Origin of the sequence: Blautia massiliensis (ex Durand et al. 2017), assembly GCF_051861785.1 — a bacterium.
In the GTDB taxonomy this organism is placed as follows: Bacteria; Bacillota; Clostridia; order Lachnospirales; family Lachnospiraceae; genus Blautia_A; species Blautia_A luti_A.
Genome location: NZ_CP146725.1, coordinates 1,462,755 through 1,486,577, shown reverse-complemented (window position 1 = coordinate 1,486,577; position 23,823 = coordinate 1,462,755). Strand labels below are relative to the sequence as shown.

Below are 23,823 nucleotides of genomic sequence, written 5' to 3'. Positions count from 1 at the left end.
ACAAATGGAACAAACAAAAACAATATTAAAAAAAACCTGGGTGGTGGCAGCGCTTGCCTGCGTCTGCTGTCTTCTCTGGGGGAGTGCGATCCCGCTGATCAAGACAGGATACCGTCTGATGCAGATGGATTCTGCAGATACGGCAAGTCAGATCGTTTTTGCAGGAGTGCGTTTTGCACTGGCAGGAATCCTTGTACTGATCTTTGCATCTTTGCGTGAGCGCAAGGTTCTGCTTCCGAATCGAACTGTTCTGAAATATGCGGTGCCGGTATGTATGGCTCAGACGGTATGTCAGTATTTCTTCTTTTATATAGGTGTGGCACATACCTCTGGTGTAAAAGGTGCTATTATCACAGGTCTTGGGAATTTTATTGCGATCCTGCTTTCCTGCCTTGTTTTTCACAAGGAAAAAATGACCGGGCGAAAGATGCTTGGCTGCATCCTCGGTTTTGCCGGCGTGGTCGTGATCAATCTTATGGGAAATTCTCTGGATGCGGGTTTTAGGCTTACAGGAGAAGGATTTATTCTGATCGCGCAGTTTTCTTACGGAATGTCCACGGTGCTGATCAATATTTTTTCCAGAAAGGTATCTCCGGTGGTACTCAGCGGAACGCAGTTTACCATGGGCGGGATCATTCTGTTCCTGATCGGAAAAGGGATGGGAGGACATTTCGGAGTGGTAAATGCCGCCGGTATCGGGATCATCTTTTATCTGGCAATGGTGTCTGCGGTGGCCTATACACTGTGGTCAGTGCTGCTTGCCTGGAATGATGTGTCCAGGGTAGCAATCTTTGGCTTTGTAAATCCTCTGTTCAGCGTGATCCTGTCTGCACTGGTTCTGGGAGAGGTACGTCAGGCATTTAATATGGGAAGCCTCATCGCACTGTTTCTTGTCTGTGTGGGAATTTATGTGGTAAATCAAAAAAAATCTTCATAAGTGGTATTGCAGTTATTGTTCCCAGGCAATATTTTTTGAAGCGTGTTGCTGAGAACGGAGTGAACAGTAACGGTCGCAGAATGAACAGTAACGATGCCGGAGTTTTGAAATTGATTTCAATACGGCATTGTGTTAAAATAGCTCCATAAAAAGTGTGAACATAAAAATCCATGCCGGAATAACTGCAGGATCCGGAAGCAGATCCTGCACCGGACAGTAAGGAGGAAAAATATGGAATTTCAGAAACTGATCGAAGAGAGAAGGACCATCCGTAAATACAGCCCGGAGAGCAGGATCACAAAAGAAGATCTTCTTGCAGTGATCCGGGCCGCTCAGGAAGCACCCAGCTGGAAAAACTCCCAGACCGGAAGATATTACTGTGTAATGTCCGAAGAGATGGTGGAGAAGGTCAGCAGAGAATGTCTGCCGGAAATGAACCAGGCAAAAGCAGAGAATGCCTCCCTGATCGTTACAACCTTTGTACATAACCATGCCGGATTTCAGAAAGACGGAACACCGGATAATGAGCTTGGAAACGGCTGGGGCTGCTATGATCTGGGACTTCAGAACGAGAATCTGATCCTGAAGGCAAGGGAGCTTGGATATGGAACCCTGATCATGGGACTTCGTGCCGGAGACAAGCTCCGTGAGATCCTTTCCATTCCGGAAACAGAAACGGTAATGGCAGTGATCGCCATCGGAAAAGCAGCCGAAGAGCCTGCAAGACCGAAACGTAAAGATGTGGAAGATGTTGTGAGATTTTATTAAATAATGGAAGAAATGCCCGGTACATATCAAAATGTCCGGGCATTTTTTAATGGAAATTAAAGAGCAAAATGGTCTGAAAAGGATTGCCTGGAGGAGTGAATTCTGTTATCCTGTAAGAAAACAGCTGTGACAATATGGAAGGGGTTTGAAAAGCAGAGTTTGGGAGAAGCAAAAAAGCAATACAGTAAAAGCAAGGGAGGTTTTTAACCAATATGCAGATCATACATGAAAATGAATACGAAGAAACCATGAAAAATATCGTAACGCCATATCTTCTGTCTCACAGAAGGGAACTCTATGTACCGGGTGCGGATTATCCGTTTCGTAACGAAAGCAAACGGATCACAGGTAAAATCCATATGCTGCAGTATCTGTCTGATATTGATATGCCTAAAGGTGTGGTAGTCATCAGCCACGGATTCACAGAATCAGCAGTAAAATATGATGAAGTGGCCTATTATTTTCTTAAGGAAGGCTATCATGTATATATTCCGGAGCATTGCGGCCATGGCCGCAGCTATCGTCTTACCGCAGACCTGTCTCTGGTCCACATCGATACATGGAGAAGATATATCCGCGATTTTCTGAAAGCATGCCGCTACATAAAGAAAGCACATCCGGATCTATCACTTAACCTGTATGCACATTCCATGGGTGGTGCCATCGGTGGTATTGCTGCAGCCTGGGAGCCGGACTGGTTTCACAAGGTGATCCTTTCTTCTCCGATGATCCGTCCTCTTACAGATAATGTTCCGTGGCCGGCAGCCACCGGCATAGCTCTGGAGAAATGCATTTTCGGAAAAGATGAGGAATATGTAGCCGGCCGAAAGCCTTACGATGGCAGCGGTTCTTTTGAGACAAGCTCCGCAACATCAAAACCAAGATACGAGCGATACAAAAATCTCCGTGCAGAACATAAGGAGCTCCAGACCTGGTCTCCATCCTACGGCTGGCTCTGGGCTTCTGCGGAAATGAGCTGGTATCTGCGTCTCTACGGATGGAAAAAATATACGGCACCAATGCTGCTCATCCAGGCCCAGACGGAAGATCTGGTGTCTGTCCGTGCCCTGAAAAATTTTGCCGGAAAGATCAATCGCCAGGGAAAAACAAGCTGTGATTATATCCATATGATCGGAACAAAGCATGAGATCTATGGAAGCAGAGGCAAGATTCTGGAGAAATACTGGGGATATATATTTACATTCCTGGACGATACGGAAAATGATACTGACCACAGATAAGTATTTTTACTACAGGTGTATCACATATTTGACAACAGGATTGGCAGCTTTTATTTACTTTCTTTCTTTATCATAGTAAAATTATAAAGCTTTTCTCTTATACATTCGACAGAAAATGTGATATAATCTAACGAATCGTTTTTTTTGTACAGACAAACGTACAATCAAAAAAGACAAAATTAAATAAGGGAAGGATTATAGAATGTTATCTGTTATTGAATCAGTGAATGCTGCCGTAAACAATTTTATCTGGGGCGTTCCTGCGATGATCTGTATTATCGGTGTAGGTCTTTATTTAAGTATTCGCACGAATTTTCTCCAGATCCGGAAATTCCCCTATGCCATCAAGGTCACTATCGGACGTATGCTTCGGAAAAGAGAAGCTTCCGATGGAAGTCTGACACCGTTTCAGGCTGTTTGTACGGCGTTAGCTGCTACCGTGGGAACGGGAAATATTGCAGGTGTGGCAGGTGCTATTGCCATCGGAGGACCGGGAGCCGTATTCTGGATGTGGATTTCCGCACTTCTTGGAATGTGTACAAAGTTTTCCGAAGTAACACTTGCGGTACATTTCCGCGAAACCAATGCCAACGGAGATCTGGTTGGAGGACCAATGTATTACATTAAGAATGGTCTAAAAAAACACTGGCACTGGCTGGCATATCTGTTTTCCGCTTTTGGTGTGCTTACTGTTTTCGGAACCGGAAATGCAACCCAGGTTAATACCATTACAACAGCTATTGATTCTGCACTGATCAATTACAATGTGATCGCTGCAGACAATACTTCTACGGCAAACCTTGTTATGGGGATCATCCTTGCGATTCTTGTGGCAATGATCCTGCTTGGCGGAATCAAAAGGATCGGCCAGGTTACAGAAAAGCTGGTACCGTTTATGGCATTGTTTTATATTATTCTTGCCGTCGGTGTAGTTATCATCAACTGGAAAAATGTTCCTGGTGTTTTCAGCGCTATCATCAGAGGGGCATTTAATCCGGCATCTGTGACAGGCGGCGTAGTAGGAAGCTTTTTCATGAGTATGAAAAAAGGTGTTTCCAGAGGTATTTTTTCCAATGAGGCAGGTCTTGGTACCGGTTCCATCGCACATGCCTGTGCAGACACCAAAAAACCTGTAAAACAGGGATTTTTCGGGATTTTTGAGGTATTCACGGACACGATCGTGATCTGTACGCTGACAGCGCTTGTCATCCTCTGCAGCGGGGTGCCGATTGGTTATGGCGCAGCAGCAGGAGCGGAGCTTACCATCAGCGGTTTTACCAGTACATATGGAAACTGGGTTTCTATCTTTACAGCAGTTGCCATGTGCTGCTTCGCATTTTCCACTATCATTGGATGGGGACTTTACGGAGCCAGATGTGCGGAGTTTCTTTTTAAGGAAAAAGCTATCAGGCCTTTTATGGTACTGTACTCTCTGGTAGCGATCATCGGCGCAACTGTTGATCTCGGACTTCTCTGGAGTATCGCAGAGACCTTCAACGGTCTGATGGCGATCCCTAACCTGATCGCAGTATTCCTGCTTTCCGGTGTGGTTGTAAAGCTTGTGAAGGAGTACTTCGCCGGAGAAGGAAAGAACGCCTGAAGGAGTTTTTGAAAAAAAAACTTGACTATCAAAACAAACAGAGTTAGAATTGATTTAACTCATTAAAGAGTTAACACATAACAGAAGTAAATTCCGTGAAGGGAATCAGTAAAGACAGAGGAACCGTCTTCAGAGAGCTGTGACTGGTGTGATGCAGCGTCGGAACTGCCTTGAATATCATCCCTGAGAAGGAAAGCCGAAAGTTTCAGACAAGTAAGTAGGTTTTCACGGGTGCTTCCCGTTACAGAAGTCGCGTATGCCGGTACGTTGCAGGATCGTGCTTGTTTCAATGGAGAAACAGGGTGGTTGCGGAATTTTATATCCGTCCCTGAAAGGGGACGGATTTTTTTTATCCAAAAACATTTTAAACCACGGGGTAAGGATCTGAAACCGGAAAAATATACAAAAGGGGAAAGAGTATGAAAGTGTACAAAAAACTCATGAACGCACTTGCAGCAGTAGAAAAAATCGTACTGGTCATTTCCACCCTGCTGATCCTTGTGCTGACTGTGGGAAATGTATTTTCCCGCAAGGTCATCCATCGCTCATGGTCTTTTACAGAAGAGCTTGTTGTAGCGGTGTTTGTTCTCATCACACTTCTGGCAGCAGCACTTGCCTGCCGTGAAAAAGGAGGACTGGTAAGTCTGACACTGGTTACGGACCGTCTTCCGAAAAAACTGGAAAAACCATCTGTGATCCTGATCACGGTCCTGTGCATTGTTTTTTCCGCAATTTTATTGAAATATGGAATGGACAAAGTTCTTACACAGCTGGCAAACGGCAAGAGAACTTTCGTACTGAACTGGCCGGAGTGGATCTTCTGGTCCTTCGTGCCGATCGGAGCAGGCTGTATGATCCTTCATTTTATTGAGTACTGCCTCGACTTCTGCCTGAAAAAAGATGATGAAAAGGAGGACAAATAAATGATCAGTGCAATCTTATTTATCTCCTTCTTTGTTTTCCTGATCCTGGGACTTCCCATTGCGATCTGCTTAGGTCTGTCATCTGTATGTGCCATCCTTTATTCCGGTACATCTCTGACGATCGTAGCTACAAATATGTACTCCGGAATCAGTAAATTCCTGCTTCTTGCTATCCCGTTCTTTGTTCTGTCCGGAAACATTATGGCAAAAGCCGGTATTTCCAAACGACTGATCAACTTCGTAGATACCTGCGTAGGACATAAAAAGGGCGGTATCGCCATTGTATGTGTTATCGTAGCCTGCTTCTTCGGAGCGATCTCCGGTTCCGGCCCTGCAACTGTTGCGGCACTTGGAGCAGTTCTGATCCCGGCTATGGTTGAGCAGGGCGGTTTCTCCGCACCGTTTTCCACAGCACTGATGGCAACCTCCAGTTCCATCGCCATTGTCATACCGCCGAGTATCGCATTCGTTGTATATGCTTCCATCACAGGCGTATCTATTGCAGATATGTTTATGGCTGGTATCGTTCCGGGACTTCTGATGGGTGTTGCTCTTGTGATCATCGTTATGATCGAGGCAAAGAAACATAACATTCAGCCATCCCGTGAAAAAGCTTCCGCAAAAGAGCGCTGGGATACATTTAAAGATGCATTCTGGGGATTCCTGATGCCGGTTATCATCCTCGGAGGAATTTACGGTGGTATCTTTACACCAACTGAGGCTGCAGCCGTATCTGTTGTTTACGGTCTGTTTGTTGGTATGGTGATCTACCGTGAGGTTAAGCTCAAAGATTTGTTTGACATTCTTGTGGATTCTGCAAAGACAACCGGTGGAATCATGCTGATCGTAGCGAGTGCTTCCCTGTTCTCTTTTGTATGTACCAAGTTTGGTATTGCAAATGCGGCATCTGAGCTTCTTGCCGGCATTGCACATAATCAGTTTACCTTCCTTCTGATCGTAAACATCATTTTCCTGATCGCAGGATGCTTCATTGATGCAAACTCTGCGATGTACATTTTTGTACCGATCATGCTTCCGGTATGTAAGGCTCTGGGCTATGATGTGGTAGCATTCGGTGTTATGGCAACAGTTAACCTTGCGATCGGACAGGTAACACCTCCGGTAGGTGTAAATCTTTTCGTTGCCATCAGTATCAAGATCAAAAAAGGTCTGGAGGTTACTCTTCAGCAGATCTCCAGAGCAGTTATGCCGATGATCGCTGCATCCGTTGCAGTTCTTCTGATCATCACTTATATTCCGGCTGTTTCCACAGCTCTTCCGAAGGCTCTTGCAAAAGAGGGCTCCTATACAGGAGACCAGTCTTCTGACACAGGAAGCCAGAGCTCCAAGGATGCCGGAGACGGAAGTGATTCCTTTAATACCATCGCAGATTACAGTGATCTTGATTGGCCGGAGATGACATGGAACTTCGCATGCTCTACAACGGAGACAAGTACCTGGGCTGACGGCGGACGTAAATTCGGTGAGCTTATGGAAAAAGCAACCGGCGGAAAAGTCAAGGTTAATATTTATGCAGCAGACCAGCTGACAAACGGAAATCAGTCCGAGGGAATCCAGGCACTGATGAACGGAGACCCGGTACAGATCTCCATGCATTCCAATCTGATCTACTCTGCATTTGACCCGAGATTCAATGTAGTATCCCTGCCGTTTATCTATGATTCTTACGATGACGCAGATGCAAAATTTGATGGTGAGGCCGGAGAAAAGCTGAAAGAAATCCTTGGTGAGTACGGACTTCACTGTATGGGAATCGCAGAGAACGGTTTCCGTGAGCTGACAAACAGCAAGCATGAAGTAAAAACAGTAGACGACATGAAGAACCTGAAGGTTCGTGTGGCCGGTTCCAATCTTCTCATGGAATGCTATAAGAGATGGGGGGCAGATGCCACAAATATGAACTGGTCCGAGACCTACACAGCTCTCCAGCAGAATACGGTAGAGGGTGAGGAGAACCCGCTGCCTGCGATCGACGCAGCCAGTGTACAGGAGGTACAGCCGTACTGCTCTATGTGGGATGCGATCTATGACTGTCTGTTCTTCTGTATCAACCAGGATATCTATGACAGCCTGACATCGGAACAGCAGCAGGTTGTTGATGAGGCAGGCCAGAAGGCTGTTGAGTATGAGCGTTATATCAATCGTTCCGGCGATGAGGAGATCATGAGCCGCTGGGAGAAGAGCAACGGTGTGACCTTTACAAAGAAAGAGGATATGGATATCGATTCCTTCAAGAAAGCAGTAGACGGAATCGACGACTGGCTTGTAAACGAGCTTAAGAGTGCAGGCTATGACGATGCACAGGATCTTGTAGATCTGTTTACAGAGGATTCGGTAGATACCGTGGAGGATTACAGTGATCTGAACTGGCCTGAGACAACCTGGAACTTTGCATGCTCCACAACAGAGACAAGTACCTGGGCTGACGGAGGACGTAAGTTCGGTGAACTCATGGAAAAGGCTACCGGAGGAAAGGTCAAGGTTAACATTTACGCAGCGGATCAGCTGACAAACGGAAATCAGTCCGAGGGAATCCAGGCATTGATGAACGGAGACCCGGTACAGATCTCCATGCATTCCAATCTGATCTATTCTGCATTTGATCCACGCTTCAATGTGGTATCCCTGCCGTTCATCTATGATTCCTACGATGATGCAGATGCGAAGTTTGACGGAGAGGCCGGAGACAAGCTGAAGGAGATCCTTAACGGCTACGGACTTCACTGTATGGGTATTGCAGAGAACGGATTCCGTGAGTTGACAAACAGCAAGCATGAGGTAAAATCTGTAGATGATATGAAGAATCTGAAGGTTCGTGTAGCAGGCTCTAATCTTCTTATGGAGTGTTATAAGAGATGGGGTGCAGATGCTACAAATATGAACTGGTCCGAGACCTACACAGCACTTCAGCAGAATACGGTAGAGGGCGAGGAGAATCCGTTGCCCGCCATCGATGCAGCCAGTGTACAGGAGGTACAGCCATATTGCTCCATGTGGGATGCAATCTATGACTGCCTGTTCTTCTGCATCAACCAGGATATTTATGATGCGCTGACACCGGAGCAGCAGGCTGTTGTTGACGAGTGTGGTCAGAAAGCTGTTGAGTATGAGCGTTACATCAACCGTTCCAGTGATGATGAGATCAAAGCACGCTGGGCAGACAAAAACGGTGTGACCTTCACAGAGAAAAAGGACATGGATATCGATTCCTTTAAGAAAGCAGTAGACGGTGTAGATGACTGGTTTGTTCAGGAACTGAAAAAACAGGGCTATAATGATGGTCAGGATCTGGTAGATCTGTTTACAAAGTAATCTTCATATATGTTTATAAAAAGATAAAATAGCCGGAAAGAGGCAGTTCTGAGAGGATTTTTCAGGGCCGCCTCTTTTCTTTGTGGGCAAAAGATTATATACTGGTAACAGTCCGGTGTCTGCCGGACAGGAGTATTATTGAGATAAAGTAAAGGAAGAAATATGATAAAAATTGATCTGATAACCGGATTTCTCGGATCCGGGAAGACAACATTTATAAAAAAATATGCCTCCTATCTTCTAAAAAAAGGCATGAACATCGGGATCCTGGAAAATGATTTCGGGGCAGTAAATGTGGATATGATGCTGCTTCAGGATCTGATGGGAGACAACTGTGAGCTGGAGATGGTTTCTGGGGGCTGTGATGCGGACTGTCACAGACGGCGATTTAAGACAAAGCTGATCGCCATGGGAATGTGCGGTTACGACCGTGTCATCGTAGAACCATCCGGAATCTTTGATGTGGATGAGTTCTTTGACGCCCTCCATGAGGAACCGTTGGATAAATGGTATGAGATCGGAAATGTGATCGCCATTGTGGATGCGAAGCTGGCAGAGGATCTTTCTGCGGAAGCGGATTATCTGCTGGCTTCCGAGGTGGCAGATGCAGGCTATGTATTACTGAGCAGGAGCCAGGAAGCCACGGTGGAAGAGATCAGCAGCACAAAAGAGCATCTCAACCGTGCACTTGGCCAGATCCAGTGCAGGCGCCGTCTGGACAGTGAGATCCTCACCGGAAACTGGGATGATCTCACAGACACAGACCTGGAAAAAATCCTGGATTGCGGGTATGTGGCAGAGGATTACGTGAAGGAATCCTATGCGAAAGGCGGCGGATTTGATTCTCTGTTTTTTATGAACGTTCATAAAAGCGAGGAGGAACTTCATGAAACTGCAGAAAGGATCCTGAATGATCCATCCTGCGGAGATGTTTTTCGCGTAAAAGGTTTTCTCAGAAAAGAAGATGGACAATGGCTGGAGCTGAATGCTACCCGCCATGAGATCTGCATCCGGCCAGCAAAGCTGGGACAGGAGATCATGATCGTTATTGGGGAGAAACTGAATAAAGAGGTAATTGATGGATACTGGAAATAATACTGCAGGAAAAACAGCACCGGAGAGATATGTCTCAGAGAAGGCCTTTGAAGAGCTTCCAGATACCTTTCAGAAGCTTGCAGAGCTGCTTGGAGAAGATCAGTTTGAACTGGTGGCAGTGAATGATGAGAAAGATCCGCAGGATCAGAAAGCAGCTTCAGAAAGTGCTTTTTCGGAAGCAATTGCGGAAAAGTCCGATGACAATATATACAGAGTGGATTCTTATGTAAAAAACGGAGAAATCCGCCTTGTGTATCTTATGAATGATGCGGTAGAAAGCTTTCTTGTTTTCGGAAATGCCCGTATGACAGGTGTATACAAACCGGATTACGAGGGCGAGATCCTGGCAGATTTAAGCCGGCAGGGCAGAGAATATATCCTTGTGGTTCACCAGGATGATTCGGTGGTGACTTTGTTTTTTGAAACCCTGTCTCTGGAAAAACATCTCTACGATTACAGCCGGATCGGTCATTTCTGGATAGAAGGGTATGAATATTTACGGCAGCTGGAATATCGCCTGGCAATCCTCCGCGACAAATATGATTATATAGGCGGGGACAGCTGCAACGCTCTGGAGGAGAAGCTTTCTGTACTGGTGGAATTTCCGCCATTGAATTACTGCTGTTATCCGTCTGTTCCGGAAAAGTATATTGTTCCCAGGGAAAATCCGTGGATTCCCTCGGAAAAGGCATTTGAGGTAATGGGAGAGATCGCAAGGCAGGCAGGAGACCGTACCTTTGTCAGGTGGCTTGAAATTTACCGGAAACTTCCGTTTAAATGGGTAGCACGGAAACTGGCAGGAATGCTTCACCGTACAAAACACATCCAGGTAACGATGTGCCTTTCCGAAAAGCTGCGGGAAGCTTCATCCGGATATGGGAATCGTTCCTTTGGAAAAGAAGCCGATGAAGAACTTAGAGTTCTTACAGAAAAAGCCAGGACAAAGCAGGCAGAGCTGAACGAGCAGGGTATGGGAGCCGAAGTACTCAGGGAAGAACCGTTTACCATTGCCAGAGATTCTCTGGGATTTAAGGTTTATCTCATGAAATGGAACAAAGGAAGAAAAGACTGTACCGTTGAAATTGAAGAAATATGACGAAATATATATAGATCCGCAGAGAATATCTGTGAAGTGTTTTTGCCCGGCAGGGATTGCTTTTTTAAAAACACTGGGGTATAATCTAACGGAAAGAGTTAAGAACAGCCCTTTAATAAGAAAGGAGATTTTTAAAATGAAAGTAACACATATTACAGATATTGATAAATTTTTTGAGGTAATTGACAGCTGCAAGGGCAGAGTAGAGCTTGTAACAGGAGAGGGAGACAGACTGAATCTGAAATCCAAGCTTTCCCAGTATGTATCTCTTGCAAACATCTTTTCCGCTGGTGAGATCCCGGAGCTTGAGATCGTTGCAGCAGAGAAAGAGGATATCGACAAGCTTATGAACTTTATGATCAACGGCTGATAGGAAGAACGATTTTCAGGGATGTGAGCTTTTCACATCCCTCTATTAATCTGAATATAAAGCAGAATATGAATGTCTGTTTTGTAAAATGGATATAATGACAGCAGATACAGAAACAGATAGTTTTTCTCTGTCATCATGATCATAACAGGATACAACCAGGGGGTATAATACTTCCTGGTCAAACTACGTTAAAAGGAGTGTATACAAAATGGTTAAAATTGATATTATCTCCGGTTTCCTTGGCGCCGGAAAAACAACTCTGATCAAAAAGCTTCTGAAGGACGGATTTCAGGGTGAGCAGGTAGTTCTGATCGAGAACGAGTTCGGTGAGATCGGTATTGACGGCGGATTTCTGAAAGAAGCTGGGATCCAGATCCGTGAGATGAATTCCGGATGTATCTGCTGCTCTCTGGTAGGAGATTTCGGAACATCCCTGAAAGAGGTTGTTACCAAATACAATCCGGACAGGATCCTGATCGAGCCATCAGGAGTTGGTAAGCTTTCTGACGTTATCAAAGCTGTACAGGGTGTTCAGGACGAGGTTGACATTAAACTGAACAGCTATACAACTGTTGTTGACGCAAAAAAATGCAAAATGTATATGAAGAACTTCGGTGAGTTCTTTGATAATCAGATCCAGTATGCAGGTGCTATCATCATGAGCCGTACCGATATTGCAAGTGAGAAAAAGGTTCAGGAGTCCCTGGAGCTTCTCCGCAGCCTGAATAAGGATGCTGCTATCATCACAACTCCGATCGAGAATCTTGACGGTAAGAAACTGGTAGAGGTTATGGAGCATCCGGTATCCCTGGAGCAGGAGATGCTTGAGGAGGAGCATGAGCATCATCATCACCACGACGGAGAGTGTGGCTGCGGCCATGATCATGAAGAGCATGAGCATCACCATCACCACGACGGAGAGTGTGGCTGCGGCCATGATCATGAAGAGTATGAGCATCACCATCATCACGACGGAGAGTGCGGCTGTGGCCATGATCATGAAGAGCATGAGCATCATCACCATGACGGAGAGTGCGGCTGTGGCCATGATCATGAAGAGCATGAGCATCACCATCACCACGACGGAGAGTGTGGCTGTGGACATGACCACCACCATCATCATGCAGATGAGGTCTTCACAAGCTGGGGCCGTGAGACTATTAAAAAATATACACGTGAGGGACTTGAGAAGATCCTTGAGGCACTTTCCGAGTCTGATAAATACGGTATCATCCTCCGTGCAAAGGGAATGCTTCCGGCAGAAGACGGAACATGGATCTATTTTGATATGGTTCCGGAAGAAACTGAGATCCGTGAGGGTGCACCGGAATATACAGGCCGTCTGTGCGTGATCGGTTCTAAGCTTGACGAGCATGCACTGGAGGAGCTTTTCGGGATCGCATAAAGCATATGATAAAATAAATGTCCGTTTTGACGCAAAGCCAAAGCGGAATACAGATATAGATTGTTACAGAAAGGAAACAGATACTGTACATTAAATCGTACAGTATCTGATAGGATGGATTTATGGAAGAGACCAGAGTACCCGTTTATCTGATCACAGGTTTTCTGGAAAGCGGCAAGACCTCTTTCCTGAGCTTTACCTTGCAGCAGGATTACTTTCAGATCGATGGAAAAACACTGCTGATCCTTTGCGAAGAGGGTGAGGAAGAATATGATGAGGAAGCACTGAAACAGTGCAATACCGTTGTGGAGAGCATTGACAGTGAGGAAGAGCTTACACCGGAACGACTTGCGGCAATGGAGATCCTGCATCAGCCGGAGCGGGTGATCATTGAGTATAATGGCATGTGGCTGGTAAGTAAATTCGAAGAAATGGAAAAACCGGAAGGCTGGGGCGTGGAGCAGCATATCACCTGTGTGGATGCAAGCACATTCCAGGTCTATATGGCGAATATGAAGTCCCTTTTTATGGACATGGTCCGCAATGCGGATATGGTTATTTTTAACCGCTGCCAGGAGAACGATCCGCTTCCTTCTTACAGAAGAAGCATCAAGGTGGTGAACCAGCGTGCGGAGATCATCTTTGAGGATGAAGAGGGCGAGCTTGGTGATCTTTTTGAGGATGAGATGCCATTTGATATTGATGCGCCGGTGATCGATATCCTTCCTGAGGATTATGGTATCTGGTTTGTGGATTCCATGGATCATCCGGACCGCTATGTCGGAAAAACCGTTCACTTTAAAGCACGTGCCCTGAAGCCGCGTGGAATGGGAAGCAAGTTCTTTGTTCCCGGAAGAACAGCCATGACATGCTGTGCAGATGATACCACATTCCTTGGTTACATCTGCAAGAGCGCTTTTGCTCCGAAGATCGCAGAAGGCCAGTGGGTGGATGTTACTGCGAAGGTTGCGTTTGAGAAGAGAATGGAATATCAGGGAGAGGGAATCGTACTTTACGCAGAGCATGTGGAAGTTTGTGAGCCACTTGCTGATGAGATGGTATATTTCAACTGATACGATCAGAGCATTTGTATGCCTTAAGGCATAAGAGGGCCTGGCGTTGAACCAGGTAGATTACAGCTGAGGAGTTTTTATGTATTTAATTGCAGGTTTGGGAAATCCGGGAAAGCAGTATGAGGCTACACGCCACAATATGGGCTTTGACACCGTTGACTGTCTTGTGGAGAAGCATAATATCCCGCAGGGCGGCGTAAAATTTAATGCCATGTATGGAAAAGGTATCATCGGCGGTGAAAAAGCTATTCTGATGAAGCCGCTTTCCTATATGAATTTAAGCGGCGGTCCGATCCAGGAGATGTCCGGCTATTTCAAGATCGATCCGGAGACAGAGCTGATCGTGATCTACGATGATATCGATCTGGAGCCTGGACAGCTTCGTATTCGCAAAAAAGGCAGTGCGGGCGGACATAACGGGATAAAGGATATCATCCGCCGCCTTGGAACTGAAAAATTTATCCGTATCCGTGTTGGTGTCGGTGCGAAACCGAAAGACTGGGATCTGGCAGATTTTGTGCTAGGGCATTTTTCGGACAGTGACCGCAAGCTTGTGGATGAAGGGATCAATGATGCGGCAGAGGCTGTGGAGATGATCCTGTCCGAGGGCGTAGATGCGGCAATGAATAAGTATAACAGGAAAAAGCCTAAGAATTGAGGTTTGTATGGAAGCATTTTTGCAGCCTCTGCAGGGTCTTGCAGAGTTTGGGGAAATAAAAAAGCGCTGTGGCGCAAACTGCGGAATTCTTAACGTTTCCGGATGCATGGAGTCCCAGAAGGTCCATCTGATGTATGGACTTTCCGGGCTTTTTCCATATCATCTGATCCTTGCGGATGATGAGCGTAATGCAAAGGAAATCTATGAGGATTACCGCTTCTATGACAAAAATGTATATTTTTATCCGGCAAAGGATCTTCTGTTTTTTCAGGCAGATATTCACGGAAATCTTCTGATCCGGCAGCGGATGCGTGTGATCCGGGCACTTCTGGAACAGGAAGAAGTGACCGTTGTTACCAGCATTGACGGATGTATGGATTTCCTGATGCCGCTGGAAAAGATCAGAAGCAGGCTTCTTCGTTTTAAAAGTGACAGTGTGATCGATCTGGATCAGCTGAAGGAAGAGCTGGTAGAGCTGGGGTATGAACGCACCGGTCAGGTAGAACTTCCGGGGCAGTTTTCTGTGCGTGGAGGAATCATTGATATCTATCCGCTGACAGAGGATAATCCCTGGCGTATCGAATTGTGGGATGATGAGGTGGATTCTATCCGGAGCTTTGATGCGGAAAGCCAGAGATCCCTGGAAAATGTAGATGAAATTACGATTTATCCGGCCGCGGAAAAGATGGACGGAGAAGATATGGTGTCCTTTCTGGATTATTTTCCGGAAGAAAAAACACTGGTGTTTCTGGATGAACTGAACCACCTGGCAGAAAACGGCGAGGGTGTGGAGGAAGAGTACCGTCAGAGTCGTATGCACAGAGAGGAAAAAGGCGAGACAAATCTTCCGGAGCAGTGGCTATGTGGTTTTCAGGAACTGCAGAAGAAGCTGAACAGACGGAATTGTGTGGCTGTATCCGCACTTTCTCCCAGACGTTCCGGATGGAAGATCAATGAGGAATTTGATCTCACGGTGAAGTCTGTAGATTCTTATAACAGCAGCTTTGAACTTCTGGTAAAGGATCTCCTTCAGTATAAGAGTCAGGGATACCGGATCGCATTGCTCTCCGGTTCCAGGACCAGGGCGGAGCGTCTGGCAAAGGATCTTTCAGAGGAAGGACTGAATGCTTTTTACAGCCAGGACATGGATCGTATCATCAGTCCCGGGGAGATCATGGTGGTCTATGGTCACGCAAGACGTGGCTTCCAGTATCCGCTGATCAAATTTGCAGTGATGACGGAAACCGATATTTTCGGCAAAGAGCAGAAAAAGCGTAAAAAAAGGAAAAAGTACAGCGGAAACAGGATCCAGGATTTTGCAGAGCTTTCCATTGGTGATCTTGTTGTTCATGAAAAGCACGGACTGGGTATTTACCGTGGAATCGAAAAGGTAGAGGTTGACCGTGTTGTGAAGGATTACATCAAGATCGAATACCGGGGCGGCAGTAATCTCTATATCCTGGCAACCCAGCTGGATGCTTTGCAGAAATATTCAGGATCCTCCGAAAATGCAAAAACGCCCAAGCTGAACAAGCTTGGCGGTCAGGAGTGGAATAAGACCAAGAGCCGTGTTAAGGGTGCAGTAAAAAATATCGCAAAAGAGCTGGTTGAGCTTTATGCAGTACGCCAGGAGAAAGAGGGGTATGTCTGCGGACCGGATACCGTATGGCAGAAGGAATTTGAGGAGATGTTTCCCTATGAGGAGACAGAGGATCAGCTGGCAGCCATTGAGGATACCAAGAGAGATATGGAAAGTACCAGGATCATGGATCGTCTTGTGTGTGGTGACGTTGGTTACGGAAAGACGGAGGTGGCTTTAAGAGCTGCGTTTAAGGCAGTACAGGAAAGCCGGCAGGTGGTTTATCTGGTCCCTACTACCATTCTTGCCCAGCAGCATTACAATACCTTTGTACAGCGTATGAAAGAATTTCCGGTGAAGGTGGAGCTTCTCTGCCGTTTCCGGACATCTGCCCAGCAGAAAAAGACCATCGAAGGGATCAAAAAGGGGCAGGTAGATATTGTGATCGGCACCCACAGAGTTCTTTCAAAAGATGTGGAATTTAAAAATCTTGGACTTCTGATCATTGATGAGGAGCAGCGCTTCGGTGTTACTCACAAGGAGAAGATCAAGCAGATGAAAAAAGATGTGGATGTACTGACGCTGACGGCAACGCCGATTCCGAGAACTCTTCATATGAGTCTCATCGGTATCCGTGATATGAGCGTTCTGGAAGAGCCGCCGATGGATCGTGTGCCGATCCAGACATACGTTATGGAGTACGATGAGGAGACTGTTCGGGAAGCCATCCGCAGGGAGCTTCGCCGGGGTGGACAGGTGTATTACGTATATAATCGAGTCAATGACATTGCCGAAGTAGCCCTTCGGATATCCAGACTTGTGCCGGAGGCCAGAGTGGATTTTGCACATGGGCAGATGAGTCAGAGGGAACTGGAGCAGGTAATGTATGATTTTATCAACGGAGATGTGGATGTGCTGGTTTCTACCACTATTATTGAAACAGGACTGGATATTTCCAACGTAAACACTATGATCATCCATGATTCGGACAGATATGGCCTTTCCCAGCTTTATCAGCTCCGTGGGCGTGTAGGACGTTCCAACAGGACTGCTTATGCATTTCTGATGTATACCAAAAACAAGATGCTCCAGGAGACCGCGGAGAAACGGCTCAGCGCCATGCGGGAGTATTCAGACCTTGGAAGCGGTTTTAAGATAGCTATGAAGGATCTGGAGCTTCGTGGAGCAGGAAATCTTCTTGGTGCTCAGCAGCACGGGCATATGAACGCAGTTGGTTATGACCTTTACTGTAAGATGCTCAGTGAGGCTGTCAAGGAGGCAAAGGGAATCCGGACTATGGATGATTTTGAGACGACCATTGATCTCAACATCGATGCGTTTATCCCGGATTCCTATATCAGCAACGAGTTCCAGAAGCTGGATATTTATAAGCGTATTGCCGGTATTGAAAGCCAGCAGGAATATGACGATATGCTGGAGGAGCTGATCGACCGTTTTGGCGAGCCGACAAAAGCTGTGCTGAACCTTCTCGCCATTGCAAGGCTGAAGGCTCTTGCCCATCAGGGATATGTGACGGAGATCAAGCATCTTGGAAAAGATGTCCGGATCACGCTCTATGAAAAGGCCAAGCTGGATCCTGCAGGTATCCCGGCTATTATGGCGCAGTACAGGAGAGGTTTGCAGTTTAAGGCTGATCATGAGCCGAAATTTATCCTGACACCACAGGGAAGGCTGATCGAAGAGCTGATGAAGTTTGCGGGGGAGCTGGCAAAACTGGCAGAGCCACTGGAGTAAAGGGAAGAATCAGCTAAGCTTAGGGTTATCCACGGGAAAAAACATCCGGTTTGTGGATACCGGATATTTTCCCGGAAAGACTTGTGGATAATTTGTGAAATGTCGTGTAAGTTCGTGAAATTCCTTGCTCTTAAAGGTGAAAACGTTTATAATCAAGTATTATGGAATAAGAGCCGGACCGTGATTCTTATGGACGGATAGATGGAGGATGAAATGAGAAATTCAGTAAAGAAAGCGGCAGTTACTGCTCTTGTCTGCGTTACAGCGGCAGGAATGATGGCAGGCTGCGGAAATAAAAAACTCGATGGTACAAAGATCGCAGTGACAGTCAATAAGCAGGAAATCCCGCTTGGCGTTGTAAGTCTGGCAGCACGTATGCAGCAGGCACAGGCTGAGGCAATGTACAAGATGTATCTTGGCGGCGGAAGCGATATGTCTATCTGGAGTACCAAAATGGATGATGATTCCGATGAGACTTACGGTGAAAATGCGGTAACAACTTCTGTTGAAACTGTTGAAAAGATGTGTCTGGAGAAAGAACACGCTTCCGAGTATGATGTTGAAATCACAGATGATGAGCAGAAGGCTCTTGAGGAAGCTGCCAAGAACTTCATGGCTGCCAATTCTGATGAGACAATTGCAGAGCTTGCGGTTGATGAAGATATGGTGAAGACTTTCCTCGAGCTTGAAACATACGATGTGAAGATGAAGGATGCCATTGAAGCCAAAGCGGACGTGAAGCTGGATGAGAAAGAATATCAGCAGATGTCCTTCAGCTATGCAAGTGCAAAGGTCAGCGGAGATGATCTTTCCGATGATGATATCAAGAAGAATAAAGAGAATCTTCAGAAGTTCTATGACAAGGTTAAAGAGGATCCGGCTGCAGATTTCAATACTCTTGGAGATGAGATCTCCAAGGATATGACCGCAACAACCGGAACATGCCCTACCTATGAGGAAGGTGATGACAGTGCTGCCAACGGAGCTACTTATCCGGATGAGGTCCGTACCGCTTTAAGAAAGCTGGATGAGGGTGCACTGAACGAAGAAATCATCAAGACAGATTCCGTATGGTATGTTGTGAGACTGGATTCCAAGAATGATAAAACTGCGACGGAGAGTAAGAAAGAGTCTCTGACAAACACCAAGAAGGACGATTTCTATAATGATACAACAGATGGATGGAAGAAGAAAGCAGATATCAAAGAAGAGAAAAAACTGATCAAGAAGATCAAGATCACAGATAATCACAGCTTTACGATCCAGACTCCAACTCCGACACCGGACCCGGATGTAACTGAGACACCTGCAGCAGATTCTGCAGAGGCTGAGGCAGAGGCTACAGAGACCCCGGCAGCAACAGAAGCTGAGACAGAAGCAACAGAAACCCCTGCAGCAGATGAGACAGAAACAGAGGATTCTTCTGAAGATGAGTCTGCAGAGGCAGATTCTACAGAGACCGAGGCAACTGCTACACCGGAAGCTGAGAAATAAGATCAGGAATGTAATCTGAAAATAAAAGGTTCACTGTATAAAATTCCCTGAGAGGAATAATACGGTGAGCCTTTTTGGGTATACAAAAAAGCCTTATTTAATATCTGCGGCAGCAGACTGACGGAAATTTCCGGGTGTACAGCCAAGACGTTTCTGAAATGCCTGGTACAGCCGGCGTTCGTTATTATATCCTACCAGATAACTGATCTCGCTGATGGAAAGATCCGGTTCGTAAAGAAGTAATTCCGAAGCTTTGGAGAGACGTATAAAGTCAATCAGAAAACTGAAATTCTGACCGGTATATTTTTTTATGATGGTAGAAAGATAATTTGTGCTTTTCATATACTCCAGGCAGAAAGACTGAAGAGAAATATCCAGCATATAATTTTGCTGCAGATATTCGATGAGTTTTTTCAGAGATCCGGGATAGGAATCATCAATAAGCTTAAACTGAAAATAGGGAATATCCGGAAGCTTTCGATTCATTTTTTTTTGATAATTTTCCGGAAGTTTGTCATAAGCCTTCTGAACTGCGGAGAGTAGCATACTGGTATCCACCGGTTTTAGCAGATATTCTATCACATCATAGCGGATCGCTCTTTGGGCATAAGAAAAATTATCATATCCAGATATTACGATAAACTGTATATTTTTGTTCTGTTTATAAAACAGTTCCATCATATCGAGACCGTTCATCTGCTGCATGCGGATGTCAGTTATGATCAGGTCGATATGGGAATCTCTGTAACTATCCCAGGCATCCTGACCGTCGGAAGCAAAACGTATGGAAACGGGAATGGTTCCCCTGCTTCTCAGAATGTCTGCAATACCAAGAGCGATATTTTTTTCATCTTCTACAATCAGTACTTTCATGAACAGTTCCTCCCTGAATTTTATGGTAAAATATTTTCTTTTCGTACCAGACTGTACTCTATTATAGTACCACCACACTCCGGACATTCAATACGAAGACCGAGATGATCGGGGTGAAAAGCTTTCAGGCGGTCATTTACATTCCGAAGTCCTACATGTCTGGAAGAAGGAAAGGTTTCTGCTGCATAAAGAATATCCTGGATAATATGAAGCCGCTCCGACTGGATACCGACACCATTATCCTGAATCCGAATACGCAGGACAGGAGACATTTCCGAAGAATCCTCTCCGAAGATCCGAAGAGAAATATGAAGCGGCTGTCCCTTAACCAGGCCATGCCTGATAGAATTTTCAAGAAGCGGCTGGAGGATAAAACGGGGGCAGTATACATCATCCAGCTCTGCTTCCACGGATATTTCGTATGTAAGAGAATCGCCCAGACGGATCTTGTTCACATCCAGATAATCCCTGGCACTTTGAAGTTCCTTTTCCAGAGGTTCAGCCTCCATACTGGTATTCATGGAATAGCGCAGATATTTTCCGAAAACAGCGGTCATCTGTGCCGTTTCCATATCTCGGTGGGACACGGAAGACATTCGTATATTTTCAAGGATGTTGTACAGAAAATGAGGACGGATCTGAGACTGGAGCGCGTAATAACGGGCTTCTTTCATTTTTAGGGATACTTCATAATTGTCATGGATCAGAGTATTGATCTGTTGTATCAGATGATTATAAGCCAGAATCGTGTTTCCGATTTCATCCTGATATAAGATTCCCGGATATTCTTTCAGTTCCCTGGGAAGCTGACCGGAAATAAATTTATTGAAATCTACCAGCCGTCGGGTAAGCGACTGTGTAATGCTGAAATAGAGCAAACTGAATAAGAACAGCACAATAAGTGTCAGCAAAATATAAAGAAAAATGTGTGAGCGTAAATAGTCAGAGTGAATTACAGGCTGCAGTAACTGACCGGAGAGGGTGTCCAGCGTTTTGGTAAGGTAACCGGAGCCGGAAGTCAGAAACTCTTCCTGTTCCTGTGCATTGCACAGGCGTAATTTCTGCTCCTGGTAAGTGAAAAGCTGCTCCGGAAAAGAAGAAAACCGGAAATACCAGGAATAATTCAGATCGCGAATCAGGGACTGGAGAATCTGTGCCGGATTTGTTTCAATCTGCAGGATTCCAAGAGCGTTTTGGTAATTTTGATTGTACAGTGGCTGATAATAAGTGAGGCTGCCCTGATGAGACCAGAACCAGTAACCATTGGGGTGTTTTTTTACAGTATTGATCAGAGCTCTGTTATATGGAAAATTATCAATATTTTCCAGCTTCGCAGGAATAAAAAGCGCCTGATCCTGTAAACTGAATACCTTCATTCTGATAACCCTGGTATCAGAAGAGGCACAGTCAAAAGTTTCTGAAATAGTGTCCATATAGTGAAAAAGAACATCGGAAGGGGTTGTATACTGCCCACCGAGGTATGCAAGAATATCCGTGTTATTCTGGAAAAAATAAGAATAATGTGCAATCTGTTCCAGAAGAGAATCAAACTGTGAACCAAAGTTGTTCATTTCCTGTTCCTGTGATTTTAAATATGCTTTTTGTGAAGCGCGGTAATTAAAGGAAAACATGAGGATGGAGACAGTGAATACAGGAATGATCACGATGAAAAAGTATCCTGTAAGCAGCTTCTGTTTCAGCTTCATATTCATAAAGCGATCATATATATGGTGTAAAAAAGCAGCAGATTTCATAATGGTCCTCCCGATATAAACAAAAAAGTTTTTTCATCTGTTATTATAACGAAAATAAAATGAAAAGTTAACAGGGAACAGAGGCTATGAATAAAAAAGCGCAGAAAATGTGAGAAATGGACAGGTGAAATAAGAGGAAGATTTTATTATACTTTAAGTATCAAAAACGAATATCTATGCATAGAAAACGAAAGCAACTTTATAAAAACGAAAATAATTCAAGGAGAATGAGTATGAGAAAAAGATGGATGGCTGCTTTACTGTGCGGTTGTATGATCGCTGGCGCGTTAACAGGCTGCGGTTCCTCAAAAAGCACAGATGAAAAAGAAAAAACGGATACTGCATCTGCACAGGCAGAGGATACAGGAGACGGCACAGAAAAATTATCTATTTTTATTAACATGTCATGGTATCCGCAGGATTCATTTACCGGAAAAATTCCGGATAAGATCAAAGAAGAAACAGGAGTGGATCTGGATGTTACCATTGCAACAGATGAGAAACAGTTAGGCGTTATGATCGCCTCCGGTGAGCTTCCGGATCTGGTTTATTCTGATGATACAGGCGGAGTGTTAAGTTCCCTGAGTAACCCGGATGTATGCTATTCTCTGGATGAACTGGCAGAAAAAACAGGCGTGAAATTTGACGACTGCGCAAATTATAAGGACAGAAGTGACATCGCCCAGACCTTTTCCACAGATGGCCAGGCCTACACGCTTCTGAATGCCTACAATACACAGGAACAGTGGGAAAATCTGAAAGTAGGTGCAGCAGGTCAGGCATGTGTATATTACAGAAAGGATCTTCTGGATAAGGCAGGAATCAAAGAACCTGCAAATCTGGACGAATTTAAGGAATGCCTTCAGGAAGTTGAAGAAGCATATCCGGATGTGGTGCCGTTTGGAATGGGCGGTGAAACCTGGAAACTGGATGCCATCGGAAACTGGATGGGAGTATCCGCAGATCAGTATAATGAAGAAACCGGAGAATATAAGTACTGGTCATCCACCGATTCTTATAAAGACTACCTGAAATACTGTAATGAATTATACCGTGAAGGTGCGATTACTGCAGAAAACTATTCTGTTGAGAATGAGGCTGATGCAAATCAGGCAGGATACAACAGCAACTGTGTATTTCTGTCAGGATATCTGAAACTGACCAACATGACAGGTCTTCAGAATAATACCAAAGATGAGAATGCAGAATGGGCAGTATTGAATCCTTTAGGAGAAGGCATGGTAAATGACAGCGATGGATGGGCCGGAGTGTTTGTTTCAAAAAATTGTTCTGATCCGAAAGCAGCTGCAAAATTCGTTTCTTATATGAACAGTGAAGAAGGATCCCGAACAGGCCTCTGGGGCATCGAGGGAGATGATTATACTGTAGATGAAGAAGGAGTTCCTACATTCAGCGAGAAGTATCTTGAAGCACGGAACGATACTGACAAATGGAATAATGACTATAATGGATGGTTCTATTTTGGAACTTCAGCGATTGATGAGATTTATTCCAACTACTGTGGCGCAGATGAAGATGTTGTTTCACAGTTTACCGCATATGGTGAAGGATACAAGAACTATCCTGAAATCGGAATTGCAAAACCGTTATCCAGTTCAGATGAAGGCGTGATAAAAACAAAGCTTGATGATCTGAAAAAGATGTATGAGGCAAAAGTTATTTTCACAGATTCCGATGATGCATTTGAAAGTGCGTATAAGGAATATATGGAAGCCAATGAAAAAACCGGTGTTGAAAAATATAATGCTTATATGACAGAAAAGATCAAAGAAGTGAAGGAAAAATTCGGAATCTGATCAAAACTGGTGAAGCGGATTTTCCTATCCGCTTCACTTTTTTGAACAA

Annotated in this window: 17 protein-coding genes and 1 other annotated feature; of the genes, 15 read left to right on the top strand and 2 right to left on the bottom strand. The window is 45.1% G+C overall.

Features of this window, described 5'->3' with window-relative positions; genetic code table 11:
• Nucleotides 1–4: 4 nt before the first annotated feature.
• The 14 genes from V9W66_RS07135 (at nucleotide 5) to V9W66_RS07070 (ending at nucleotide 19,330) form a co-directional block, all read left to right on the top strand.
• Nucleotides 5–937, top strand: coding sequence for a DMT family transporter (locus V9W66_RS07135; protein ID WP_144093806.1), 933 nt, complete (start codon nucleotides 5–7; stop codon nucleotides 935–937).
• Between the two features lie 231 nt (nucleotides 938–1,168).
• A complete protein-coding gene (locus V9W66_RS07130) occupies nucleotides 1,169–1,705 on the top strand; it encodes a nitroreductase family protein (RefSeq protein ID WP_144093805.1) in 537 nt (178 codons plus the stop codon).
• 212 nt (nucleotides 1,706–1,917) lie between these two features.
• Nucleotides 1,918–2,946, top strand: a complete 1,029-nt coding sequence (locus tag V9W66_RS07125) for an alpha/beta fold hydrolase (RefSeq protein WP_144100282.1) — start codon at nucleotides 1,918–1,920, stop codon at nucleotides 2,944–2,946.
• A gap of 202 nt (nucleotides 2,947–3,148) precedes the next feature.
• Entirely contained in the window at nucleotides 3,149–4,546 is a 1,398-nt protein-coding gene (locus V9W66_RS07120) for an alanine/glycine:cation symporter family protein (RefSeq protein ID WP_144093803.1), read from the top strand.
• 86 nt (nucleotides 4,547–4,632) lie between these two features.
• Nucleotides 4,633–4,879 (top strand) — a binding site (T-box leader).
• Between the two features lie 86 nt (nucleotides 4,880–4,965).
• On the top strand, nucleotides 4,966–5,469 hold the full coding sequence (locus V9W66_RS07115) for a TRAP transporter small permease (RefSeq protein WP_144093802.1): 504 nt from the start codon (nucleotides 4,966–4,968) through the stop codon (nucleotides 5,467–5,469).
• Nucleotides 5,470–8,802 carry a TRAP transporter large permease subunit gene (locus V9W66_RS07110; RefSeq protein ID WP_144093801.1) on the top strand — a complete coding sequence of 1,111 codons (3,333 nt, stop codon included), beginning with the start codon at nucleotides 5,470–5,472 and terminating at the stop codon, nucleotides 8,800–8,802.
• Between the two features lie 162 nt (nucleotides 8,803–8,964).
• Nucleotides 8,965–9,897, top strand: coding sequence for a GTP-binding protein (locus tag V9W66_RS07105; protein ID WP_144093800.1), 933 nt, complete (start codon nucleotides 8,965–8,967; stop codon nucleotides 9,895–9,897).
• Nucleotides 9,881–10,993 (top strand): DUF3878 family protein, encoded by a 1,113-nt coding sequence (locus tag V9W66_RS07100; protein ID WP_144093799.1) that lies wholly within the window; start codon nucleotides 9,881–9,883, stop codon nucleotides 10,991–10,993. Before V9W66_RS07105 ends, V9W66_RS07100 begins: the two co-directional genes overlap by 17 nt.
• Nucleotides 10,994–11,129: 136 nt before the next feature.
• Complete coding sequence (locus V9W66_RS07095; RefSeq protein WP_015525508.1) at nucleotides 11,130–11,363, top strand: hypothetical protein; 234 nt, start codon at nucleotides 11,130–11,132, stop codon at nucleotides 11,361–11,363.
• Between the two features lie 211 nt (nucleotides 11,364–11,574).
• Nucleotides 11,575–12,771, top strand: coding sequence for a CobW family GTP-binding protein (locus V9W66_RS07090; RefSeq protein WP_144093798.1), 1,197 nt, complete (start codon nucleotides 11,575–11,577; stop codon nucleotides 12,769–12,771).
• 122 nt (nucleotides 12,772–12,893) lie between these two features.
• A complete protein-coding gene (locus V9W66_RS07085; RefSeq protein ID WP_021651300.1) occupies nucleotides 12,894–13,844 on the top strand; it encodes a TIGR03943 family putative permease subunit in 951 nt (316 codons plus the stop codon).
• A 79-nt stretch (nucleotides 13,845–13,923) separates the two neighbouring features.
• A complete protein-coding gene (gene pth, locus V9W66_RS07080) occupies nucleotides 13,924–14,502 on the top strand; it encodes an aminoacyl-tRNA hydrolase (RefSeq protein WP_015525511.1) in 579 nt (192 codons plus the stop codon).
• 7 nt (nucleotides 14,503–14,509) lie between these two features.
• The gene (gene mfd / locus V9W66_RS07075; RefSeq protein ID WP_144093797.1) at nucleotides 14,510–17,836 is read left to right on the top strand and encodes a transcription-repair coupling factor; all 3,327 of its coding nucleotides are present in this window, start codon (nucleotides 14,510–14,512) and stop codon (nucleotides 17,834–17,836) included.
• Nucleotides 17,837–18,049: 213 nt separating this feature from the next.
• Nucleotides 18,050–19,330, top strand: coding sequence for an FKBP-type peptidylprolyl isomerase (locus V9W66_RS07070; RefSeq protein ID WP_144093796.1), 1,281 nt, complete (start codon nucleotides 18,050–18,052; stop codon nucleotides 19,328–19,330).
• Nucleotides 19,331–19,423: 93 nt separating this feature from the next.
• On the opposite strand, the gene V9W66_RS07065 is transcribed toward V9W66_RS07070, so the two are convergent.
• Complete coding sequence (locus V9W66_RS07065) at nucleotides 19,424–20,203, bottom strand: response regulator (protein ID WP_186290040.1); 780 nt, start codon at nucleotides 20,201–20,203, stop codon at nucleotides 19,424–19,426.
• A gap of 20 nt (nucleotides 20,204–20,223) precedes the next feature.
• On the bottom strand, nucleotides 20,224–21,957 hold the full coding sequence (locus V9W66_RS07060) for a sensor histidine kinase (protein ID WP_144093794.1): 1,734 nt from the start codon (nucleotides 21,955–21,957) through the stop codon (nucleotides 20,224–20,226).
• Nucleotides 21,958–22,190: 233 nt separating this feature from the next.
• On the opposite strand from V9W66_RS07060, the gene V9W66_RS07055 reads away from it, so the two are divergent.
• A complete protein-coding gene (locus V9W66_RS07055; RefSeq protein WP_186290039.1) occupies nucleotides 22,191–23,774 on the top strand; it encodes an extracellular solute-binding protein in 1,584 nt (527 codons plus the stop codon).
• Nucleotides 23,775–23,823 lie beyond the last annotated feature (49 nt).